Below are 9,326 nucleotides of genomic sequence, written 5' to 3'. Positions count from 1 at the left end.
GCCCAAGACCTGCCGGATGCTGGTGCTTGCGCCGACGCGCGAGCTTGCAAGCCAGATCGCCGAGAGCGCCCGCGCCTATGGCCGCTTCGCCCACATCTCCGTTGCGACCGTGTTCGGCGGCACTTCGATCAACAAGAACCGCCAGGACGTGTCCCGCGGCGTCGACGTGCTCGTTGCGACGCCGGGCCGAATGCTCGACCTCGTCGAACAGCGCGCGCTGGACCTTCGCAACGTCGAGATCCTCGTCCTCGACGAGGCCGACCAGATGCTCGATCTGGGCTTCATCCACGACCTTAAGAAGATCGTGAAGATGCTGCCCTCGAAGCGCCAGAGCCTGTTCTTCTCGGCCACCATGCCGAAGACGATCCGCGACCTCGCCGACAAGTTCCTGACCGACCCCGCCGAAGTTTCGGTGGCGCCGGCGTCGACGACGGCGGAGCGGGTCGACCAGTACGTCACCTTCTGCCAGCAGACCGAGAAGCAGGCGCTTCTCACCATGATGCTCCGCGCCGGCTTCTCCGACCGCGGCAACATGGACCGGGTTCTGATCTTCACCCGCACCAAGCATGGCGCAGACCGGGTCGTGAAGCTGCTCGCCGGCAACGGCATCGCTTCGAACGCGATCCACGGCAACAAGAGCCAGCCGCAGCGCGAGCGTGCGCTTGCCGAATTCAAGGGCGGCAAGGCCAAGATCCTGGTCGCGACCGACATCGCCGCGCGCGGCATCGACGTGTCGGGCGTCAGCCACGTCATCAACTTCGAGCTTCCGAACGTGCCGGAGCAATATGTGCACCGGATCGGCCGCACCGCGCGTGCCGGCGCGGCCGGCATCGCGGTCGCTTATTGCGCCGAGGACGAGCGTCCGTACCTCAAAGGCATCGAGAAGCTCACCAAGCAGAAGATCGAAGTGGTGCCGCTTCCGGAGAATTTCATCCGCGAGGCGAACAGCATCAAGGCAAGCCGCACCGGCCCCGCAATCGTCGAGCGCGAGGAGCGCCCCCGCGGCCCCGCCCGCCCGTCGAAGCGGTACCGGCCGAGGCCGGCAGGGCGGCCGCAAGGCGCCCGGCCGGGCGGCCAGCGCCGCGCAGCACGGTAAAAGCCTTCCATCTCAGCTGGCTCTCATGGCTCCGCCCCAATAAGGCGGGGCCATGTTGCTTTCCGGCCCCATCATCGTCGCGCCTGCCGCGCAAACCGACGAGATCGTCGTCACCGGCCGCGGGCTGGAGGCGGGGCTTGGCGAAGAAGTCTATGACACGGTCGTCGTCGGCCGGGAGCGGCTGACCGGCTCGGCGTCGGGCCGGCTCGACGAGATCCTGAAGGAAGTGCCGGGCTTCCAGCTCTTCCGCCGCTCCGATGCACGGTCGGCAAACCCCACCAGCCAGGGCGCGACGCTTCGGGCGCTCGGCGGCAATGCGTCCAGCCGTGCGCTCCTGATCCTCGACGGAGTGCCTCAGACCGATCCCTTCGGCGGCTGGGTGAGCTGGCCCGCTTACGATCCGCAGCGGCTCGGCCAAGTGCGCGTGGTGCGCGGCGGCGGCAGCGGCGTCTATGGACCCGGAGCACTCGCCGGGACGATCGAGCTCATCAGCGCCCTTCCCTCCGATCTGCTCGGCCTCACCGCTTCGGCAGCCTATGGCAGCCGCGACGGCATCGACCTTCACGGCGGCTTCGGCGCCCGCCTCGGCTCGGGTTTCCTCAGCCTCTCCGCAAGCTACGGGCGCGGCGACGGGTTCGTGCCGGTGGTGAGCGAGCAACGAGGGCCGGCGGACCGCCCCTCCCCCTACGAGCAAGCCAGCGTCTCGCTTCGGGCGGTGGCGCCGCTTTCGGAGTCGGTGGAGCTGCAGGCAAACGGCCTCTGGTTCAGCGACGATCGCGAGCGCGGCACCGCGTTTTCGGCCATTTCGACGGAGGGCGCGGACGCATCGCTCCGGCTGGTGGGCTCCGGCGCCTGGCGCTGGTCGGCGCTCGGCTACGTTCAGACCCGCCAATTCTACAACAGCTTCGCCGCAGTGAACGCCGCCCGGACGGCCGCCTCGCGCACCTCCGAGCAATATAACGTTCCCTCCACCGGCATCGGAGCGCGGTTCGAAGTGCGGCCGCCGCTCGGGGCGGGGACGGAGGTTCGGATCGGCGCCGACTGGCGCGACACGGAGGGCGTCACTCGGGAGAGGTTCAGCTTCGTCGGCGATGTCGGCACGAGGCGCCGGATCGCGGGCGGCAGGACCCGCACGCTCGGCGCCTTCGCCGAGGCCGCGTGGAAGAGCGGCGCACTGACGCTTACCGGCGGCGGGCGCGTGGATCGCTGGCGGATCGCGGACGGCTTTCTGGAGGAGAGGCTGTTCGCGACCGGAGGCCTGCTCACCGACACGCGCTTTGGCAACCGGTCGGGCTGGGAGCCGACCGGCCGGGCAGGGCTCGCCTATCGAGCGGCCGATGCCGTCACCTTTCGCACTGCCGCCTATCTCGGCTGGCGGCTGCCGACCTTGAACGAGCTCTACCGGCCGTTTCGCGTGGGCGCCGATGCCACTGCGGCCAATGCGGCGCTCGATCCGGAGCGGCTACGCGGTATCGAGGCGGGGGCCGATATCCGCGCCGATGAGAATGCCAGGATCGGCGTCACTCTCTTTGCGAACCGCCTCACCGACTCCATCGCCAATGTGACGCTCGGCCGTGGGCCCGGCACGTTTCCGGGCGTCGGCTTCGTCGCGGCGGGAGGCGAATATCGGCAGCGGCAGAACCTGGATGCGATCGAGGTCCGAGGGGTAGAGCTCGACGCCCGCTACGGCTTCGGTCCCTGGTCCTTGTCGGCCGGCTACAGCTTCGCCGATGCGGAGGTCCGCGCATCAGGTGCAGCAGCGCCGCTCGACGGCCTTCGCCCCGCGCAGACGCCCCGCCACACGGCCAGCGGCACGATCGCCTGGGCCGGCACGAGCGGCGCCCGCGCCTCCCTCTCCGCGCGCTACACCGGCGGGCAGTTCGAGGATGATTCGAACGAGCAACGCCTGCCGGGCGCGCTCACCTTCGATGCTTCCGCCGCGCTGCCGATCACCCAGACCCTCGCCCTCGAAGCGCGAGCCGAAAATCTCAGCGACGAGCGCATCGTCGCCGGGATCACGGCCGCCGGTATCATCGAACGCGCGAGCCCCCGCACGCTCTGGATCGGCCTCCGCTACCGCGACTGAGCGCCCTCCGTCGCGGCATAATCGAACAGGCGGAAGCGGTAGCGCTGCTGCGCGCGGATGTTGGCCGCGACCTTGCCGTGGAGATTGTCGTCCCACTTCCCCCAGCGGTCGATGAAGGCGGTGACGGCAGCCTTGTCGCCCCGATCCTGGAGCGCGAGCACCTCCTTCAGGAGGTCGCGCGCCGCATTGTGGTAGCGGTCATAGTCGATGCTGAGCTTCGCCGTTGCCGGATCGAACGACAGCACGCCTTTGTCGAGGAACCAATTCCACTGCATGAGCTGCATCATGTTGTAGGGCTGCTCGCGCCGGGGCTTGTTGTTCTGGAGCACGCGCAGGATCCCGCTCGCGTAGACGGAGCGGAGCTGCTCGTCGGTATAATAGCGGCGGCGATTGAGCTCCCTGGCGACGAACAGGGAGACGAGGTCCGCCTTCATCTCCTCGAGCATGCTTGCATCGGCGCCGAGCGCCGCGTCGAACTCGCGATTGTCGCTTGTCTTGTCGGGGCCGAGATAGTGGCCGACCTCGTGCCAGAGGGTGCGGTAGAAGTTCGAATCCGGCGTCAGATGCGCCGCGAATTTCGGCGCCACCGCAGTGGTCCAGGTCGTGTTGACGCCGCCGAAGATGCTGGGATCGCGCATGATGTTGGCGCGGAGGAGAATGATCGAGCCGTAGCGATCGGCGAGGTAGGGCTCGTTCGGAAGGTTGGTCGCCGTGTTGCCGCCGCGCGCCTGCCCGAAATCGGCGATCACGTCGTAGACGCCGACCGGAATGTCCTCGACCACCTTCTTGTGCCGGTCGATCGGAAGCGAATTCTCCAGCTCCTGCATCCCCTGCAGCGCCTTCCGGAGCTCTGCGCTTTCGGCGTTCCGCGTCGCAAGCAGGCTGAGGCTGTAGAAAGCGCGCGTGCCCATGAGTTCGTCGTCATAGGTCTCGTAGGCGCCGATCTGCGCGTTCAAATTCTTGAAGCGGCCCTTGATCCAGGAGGCATCGCCCGCCTCGTAATCGTCGGTGAGGAGGTCCCGCGCCCGGTTGCGCAGGTAGCGGGCGAATTCGGCATCGTCCGCCTCCACTGAAGCGGCTGCCTCGTGGAGGAGCCGGTGCGAGCGCACCATCTCGTCGGCATAAGCGACCGAATAAGGCAGCCCGTAGAGAGTGCGGGCGTTTGGAGCGCGGGAGAGGCGCTGCAGCTTCGCCTTCAGCCCCGGGTGGAGCGTGTCCAGCACCGGATATTGAGTCAGCTTGCCCATATCTCGCTTCAGCGTCGCGGCGTCGGCCCGGCGGACGACATGGCGGAGGTGCGTGAGCGGCCCGCGCTCCGCCGGATTGGCAGCGATCGCAGCCTGGAGCTCGGCCTCGGTAAGGCCCCAGGGATAGACGTTCTTGCCCGGAGGCGGCGCTTCGACGGCGAGGAAGGGCTCGCGCTTGTTCTCGAGCGTGGTTGCAATCGGCCCTGAGTTCAGCCGGTAAAGCGTCATCAGGTTCCGCGAATGCGGGTCACTCGCCTTGGCAAGCGCGGCCTTGGCGGACAGCGCGCTCCGGTGCCGCTGCTGCTCGTAGAGGTTCTGGAAGATCTCGCCGACCTCCAGCAGCTTCGCCACCGCCTGCCGCTCGCCCGCGCTGAGGTGGGAGAGGTTCGGCGCGAGGCGCGTGCGGCCCATCTTGTCGAGGATCGGCTGCACCTGCGCCGGGGTCCAGGCCCGCACCGGCGCCTGCGCCGCTACCGGAACGGAAGCGGCAAGCGCGATCGGGGCAAGCAGCAGCGACAAGCGAAGTTTCATGGTGCCTCCGGACATTCGTGTTTCCGGCATAGGAGGCGAAGATCGAAGCTGGATCAAGTCCGGCCCGACGGGGAACCGGGGCCCGCGTAAGCCCGTCCGATGAAATAGATGCTTGACCGATAGGAATTCTTCAGCGATTTCAGAGGGCGATGCACCTGAGCTTTCCTCTCATGACGATTCCGGCTGCCCCGACGGCGGCTTCGGCTTCGCATGCATGGCGCTGGTGGCGGGACATTCCCTCCGCGGCGGCAGCCCTGCATCGATGGTGACCCGGACTCTCTAAGTCCCACCGAAGATCAAGACAGGCCCGCCCACCCGGCGGGCTTTTTTTTTCGCGCATTCACCAGGATCACCACGATGTACATGAACAACAACCTTGCCCAGCAGCTGCCGATTGAAACCCGTGGCGAGGATGAAGCCGAGGCCGCGCTGGCGCGCCTCTATGCAGGCGAGGATCTCGACAGCGCCGCGGCTCAGAGCCTGTTCGAGGCTCTGGTCGAGGGACGCCTCAGCGAGCCGGCGATCGCCGCGATGCTGATCTCGCTCCGCCTCAAGGGCGAGACGGCGGAGGAGTTGACCGGAGCGGCGCGGGCACTTCGTTCGGCCGACGAATATTTTCCCCGGCCCAACTATTTGTTCGCCGACACGTGCGGCACGGGCGGCGACGGATCGGGATCGATCAATGTCTCGACCGCGGTCGCGTTCGTGGCGGCCGCTGCCGGATTGCCGGTGGCGAAGCACGGCAACCGCTCCGTTACCTCGCGCTGCGGATCGGCGGACGTTCTCGAGCAGCTCGGAGCCAAGCTCGACGTGTCTCCCGAAGTCTCCCGGCGCGCGCTCGACGAGGCCGGCGTCTGCTTCCTGTTCGCGCCGCGCTATCACCCGGGCCTCCGCCATGCCGGGCCGGTGCGCCGTGCGCTCAAGGTGCGGACGATCATGAACATCCTTGGCCCCTGCGTGAACCCGGCCGAGCCGCAGGTGCAGCTGCTCGGCATCGCCGATCCGAAGCTGCTCGAGCCGGTCGCGAAGACGCTTGCGGCGCTGGGGCTTCAGAAGGCGCTGGTCGTGCACGGCTCGGGCCTCGACGAGATCGCGCTTCACGGCCCCACCCAGGCGGTGCGGCTCAACGCTGGCGAGATCGAGCCCCTGGTGATCACGCCCGAGGATGCAGGCCTCCGCCAGGCGCCCGTGACAGCGCTGAAGGGCGGCGGCCCAGAGGAGAATGCCGAGCGGCTGAAGGCACTGCTGATGGGCTGCGGCCCCGCGGTTGAGGCCGACGTCGTCGCCCTCAACGCAGGAGCGCTGCTGATGACGGCCGGCCTTGCCGAGAACCTCAAGATTGCGGTCGCGGTGGCGAAGGGCGTGCTCGCTTCCGGCGCCGGCTATCAGCGCCTGAAAGCCTTCGTGGACATCACCAATGCGTGAGATCGAGGGCGTGCTGGGCGAAATCGTCGCCCGCAAGCGCGCGGACGTGGCCGAGCGGCTTCGGGGCGTCGCGATCGAGGCGCTTCGGGAACAGGCGGAGCCGACCCGGCGGAGCCTGAAGGCTGCGCTGAGCCGGCCGGGCGCGCGCTTCATCATGGAAGTGAAGCGCGCCTCCCCGAGCGAAGGCACGCTCCGCGAAGCCGCCGATCCCGCGGCAATGGCACGTGCCTATCGCGGTGCCGCCGATGCGATCAGCGTGCTTGTCGACACCCCCTATTTCGGCGGCTCCTACGAGGATCTCGCCGCCGTCCGCGCCGAGTTCTCCGGGCCGATCCTCGCCAAGGACTTCGTGATCGACGCTCGGCAGGTACCGGAGGCGCGAATCCACGGCGCCGACGCCGTGCTGGCGATGCTCTCAGTGCTGGACGATGAAGAAGCGGCCGAGGTGCTGGCCGAAGCGCAATCGCTCGGCATGGACGTGCTCGTGGAAGCCCACACCGAAGAAGAAGTGAAGCGCGCGATCGCGCTCGGCGCGGAGATCGTCGGCATCAACAATCGCGACCTCAAGACGCTGAAGATCGACCTTGCGACCACCGAGCGCCTGGCGCCGCTGGTGCCGAACGAGCGGCTGCTGGTCGCCGAATCCGGGATCCAGAATCGCGCCGAGATCGAACGCCTCGGCGCCCATGCCGACGCGTTCCTCATCGGCTCGTCGCTGATGCGCTCAGAGAACCCGGCGCAGGCGGCGCGCGAGCTCGCATTCGGCCGGGTGAAAGTGTGCGGGCTCACCGACGCGCACGATCTCGAGCTGGCGGCGGAGCTCGGCGCCTCTTATGCCGGGCTCGTCATGGTTCCGAACACGCCGCGCGCCGTCAACAGCGCCGAGGCCGACGAGATCGTGAAAGCGGCGCAGGGCATTTCGCTCGTCGGCGTGTTCCGCAACGAGAAGGTGGAGCAGGTCGCGCAGCTCGCTCACCGGCTCGGCTTCGCGGTCGTGCAGCTGCACGGACAGGAGGACGCAGCCTACATCAAGGCGCTTCGGACGATGCTTCCCCCCACCTGTGAAATCTGGGCTGCAAGCGGCGTCGACGGCGACGTGCCGGAAGCGCGAGCGGGCGCGGACCGGACCCTGTTCGACAGCTCGGTCGGTGGCCGCTCCGGCGGCACCGGAGTGGTGTTCGACTGGGGCCGGGTGAAAGGCAGGAGCGACCTCAAGGGCGGGATCCTGGCCGGTGGCCTGAAGCCGCAAAATGCGCGGGCGGCCGCGGAAGTCGGCGCCTTTGCGCTGGACGTGAGCTCGGGCGTCGAGATGGCGCCCGGCCGCAAGGATGCAGGCAAGCTCCATGCCTTCTTCGAGGCGCTCCGGCTGCCGGTGCGGGGAGAGCGCGAATGCTGAACCTTCCGCGCCGGGCGGGCGCAGGCAGGCGTTTTTCGGCCCCAGGGGAGCTGAACCTTATGAACCTTCCGGCTCCCGAACCCACCGATCGGAAGGCGCCGCTATGCTGATGACCGGTCGGTTCGGCGCCTATGGCGGCGCCTATGTGCCCGAGATCCTGATGCCGGCGCTCGAGGAGCTCGAAGCGGCCTTCGTCGCGGCGATGGAGGACGAGGCGTTCCAGTTCGAGCTGTCGGAGCTGCTGCATAAATATGCGGGCCGGCCGACGCCGCTCACACGCTGCCGCAACCTCGGGAACGAACGCGCCCGCATCTATCTGAAGCGCGAGGACCTCCTCCACGGCGGTGCCCACAAGACCAATCAGGTGCTCGGCCAGGGGCTGCTCGCGAAGAAGATGGGCAAGCGCCGGATCATCGCCGAGACGGGCGCGGGCCAGCATGGCGTCGCGACGGCGCTTGCGGGCGCCCTCTTCGGCCTCGAGACGCGCATCTACATGGGCGCGCACGATGTCGAGCGGCAAAAGCTCAACGTCTTCCGGATGCGGCTGATGGGCGCGGAGGTGATCCCGGTGGAAAGCGGCGGCCGAACCCTGAAGGACGCCGTCAACGAGGCGCTGCGCGACTGGACGGCGAGCTTCGCCGACACCCACTATCTGCTCGGCACGGTCGCCGGGCCGCACCCCTTCCCGCTGATGGTGCGCGAGTTCCAGCGCGTGATCGGCAAGGAAGCGCGGGAGCAGATCCTCGAAGAAGAAGGCCGGTTGCCTGACGCGGTGATCGCATGTGTCGGCGGAGGTTCGAACGCGATGGGCGCGTTTCACGAATTCGTCGGCGACGAGAGCGTGCGCCTGATCGGCGTCGAAGCCGCCGGCCGCGGGCTCGACGGCAGCGACCATGGCGCGACTTTGCTTCGCGGCCGCCCAGGTGTGCTGCACGGCGCGGAGACCTATGTGCTGCAGGACGCCGACGGGCAGATTTCGGACAGCTGGTCCGTCTCCGCCGGCCTCGATTACCCCGCCGTAGGCCCGGAGCATGCGCACCTCAAGGACAGCGGCCGGGCCGAATATGTCGGGTGCACCGACAAGGACGCGCTCGCCGCCTTCACTCTCCTCGCCCGTTCCGAGGGCATCCTCTGCGCCTTCGAATCCGCCCACGCGCTCGCGCACGCGCTGAAGATGGCGGAGGAGGCGGAGGAGGAGACCGTGCTGGTGGTCAACCTCTCCGGCCGCGGCGACAAGGACGTCGCCCAGGCGCAGGAATTGCTGAGCCCGTCTGCATGAGCCGCTATCGCGACATGTTCTCGCGCCTCGGAAACCAGGGTGCTTTCGGGGCCTTCGTGATGCTCGGGGATCCGAGCCTTGAGGAGAGCGGCGCCATCCTCGACGCGCTGGTAGCGGGCGGCGCGGACATGATCGAGGTCGGCATCCCTTTCTCCGATCCGATCGCCGACGGCCCCACCATCCAGGCTGCCGCCGACCGGGCGCTTGCCGGCGGCGCCACCCCCGCCGCCTGCTTCGAAATCCTTCGCGCCTTCCGCTCCCGCCAC

Annotated in this window: 7 protein-coding genes; 6 read left to right on the top strand and 1 reads right to left on the bottom strand. The window is 68.3% G+C overall.

The window, feature by feature from the left end; genetic code table 11:
- The coding region (locus VF662_RS04520; RefSeq protein ID WP_464138169.1) for a DEAD/DEAH box helicase at positions 1-1,096 on the top strand (1,096 nt) is incomplete at its 5' end.
- A gap of 52 nt (positions 1,097-1,148) precedes the next feature.
- Positions 1,149-3,182, top strand: coding sequence for a TonB-dependent receptor (locus tag VF662_RS04515; protein WP_464138166.1), 2,034 nt, complete (start codon positions 1,149-1,151; stop codon positions 3,180-3,182).
- Here the strand turns inward: VF662_RS04515 and VF662_RS04510 are convergent.
- Positions 3,170-4,960, bottom strand: a complete 1,791-nt coding sequence (locus VF662_RS04510; protein WP_464138163.1) for a zincin-like metallopeptidase domain-containing protein — start codon at positions 4,958-4,960, stop codon at positions 3,170-3,172. The two genes, VF662_RS04515 and VF662_RS04510, sit on opposite strands and share 13 nt — an antisense overlap.
- A 357-nt stretch (positions 4,961-5,317) precedes the next feature.
- On the opposite strand from VF662_RS04510, the gene trpD reads away from it, so the two are divergent.
- The 4 genes from trpD to VF662_RS04490 all read left to right on the top strand — a co-directional run.
- Positions 5,318-6,385, top strand: a complete 1,068-nt coding sequence (gene trpD / locus VF662_RS04505) for an anthranilate phosphoribosyltransferase (RefSeq protein WP_464138161.1) — start codon at positions 5,318-5,320, stop codon at positions 6,383-6,385.
- The gene (gene trpCF / locus VF662_RS04500; protein WP_464138158.1) at positions 6,378-7,781 is read left to right on the top strand and encodes a bifunctional indole-3-glycerol-phosphate synthase TrpC/phosphoribosylanthranilate isomerase TrpF; all 1,404 of its coding nucleotides are present in this window, start codon (positions 6,378-6,380) and stop codon (positions 7,779-7,781) included. Before trpD ends, trpCF begins: the two co-directional genes overlap by 8 nt.
- Before the next feature lie 103 nt (positions 7,782-7,884).
- Positions 7,885-9,060 carry a tryptophan synthase subunit beta gene (gene trpB, locus VF662_RS04495; protein ID WP_464138156.1) on the top strand — a complete coding sequence of 392 codons (1,176 nt, stop codon included), beginning with the start codon at positions 7,885-7,887 and terminating at the stop codon, positions 9,058-9,060.
- On the top strand, positions 9,057-9,326 hold a 270-nt coding region (locus tag VF662_RS04490), incomplete at its 3' end, for a tryptophan synthase subunit alpha (RefSeq protein ID WP_464138154.1). The genes trpB and VF662_RS04490, both read left to right, overlap by 4 nt.

Source organism: Allosphingosinicella sp., assembly GCF_036387215.1.
Lineage (GTDB): Bacteria > Pseudomonadota > Alphaproteobacteria > Sphingomonadales > Sphingomonadaceae > Allosphingosinicella.
The sequence above is the reverse complement of the archived record's forward strand: the minus strand, read 5'-3'. Positions and strand labels throughout refer to the sequence as shown.

Excerpts from the sequence above, each read along its gene's own strand:
- VF662_RS04515 (WP_464138166.1), top strand. The coding sequence starts at position 1,149 with ATGTTGCTTTCCGGCCCCATCATCGTCGCGCCTGCCGCGCAAACCGAC.
- VF662_RS04510 (WP_464138163.1), bottom strand. The coding sequence starts at position 4,960 with ATGAAACTTCGCTTGTCGCTGCTGCTTGCCCCGATCGCGCTTGCCGCT.
- trpD (WP_464138161.1), top strand. The coding sequence starts at position 5,318 with ATGTACATGAACAACAACCTTGCCCAGCAGCTGCCGATTGAAACCCGT.
- trpCF (WP_464138158.1), top strand. The coding sequence starts at position 6,378 with ATGCGTGAGATCGAGGGCGTGCTGGGCGAAATCGTCGCCCGCAAGCGC.
- trpB (WP_464138156.1), top strand. The coding sequence starts at position 7,885 with ATGCTGATGACCGGTCGGTTCGGCGCCTATGGCGGCGCCTATGTGCCC.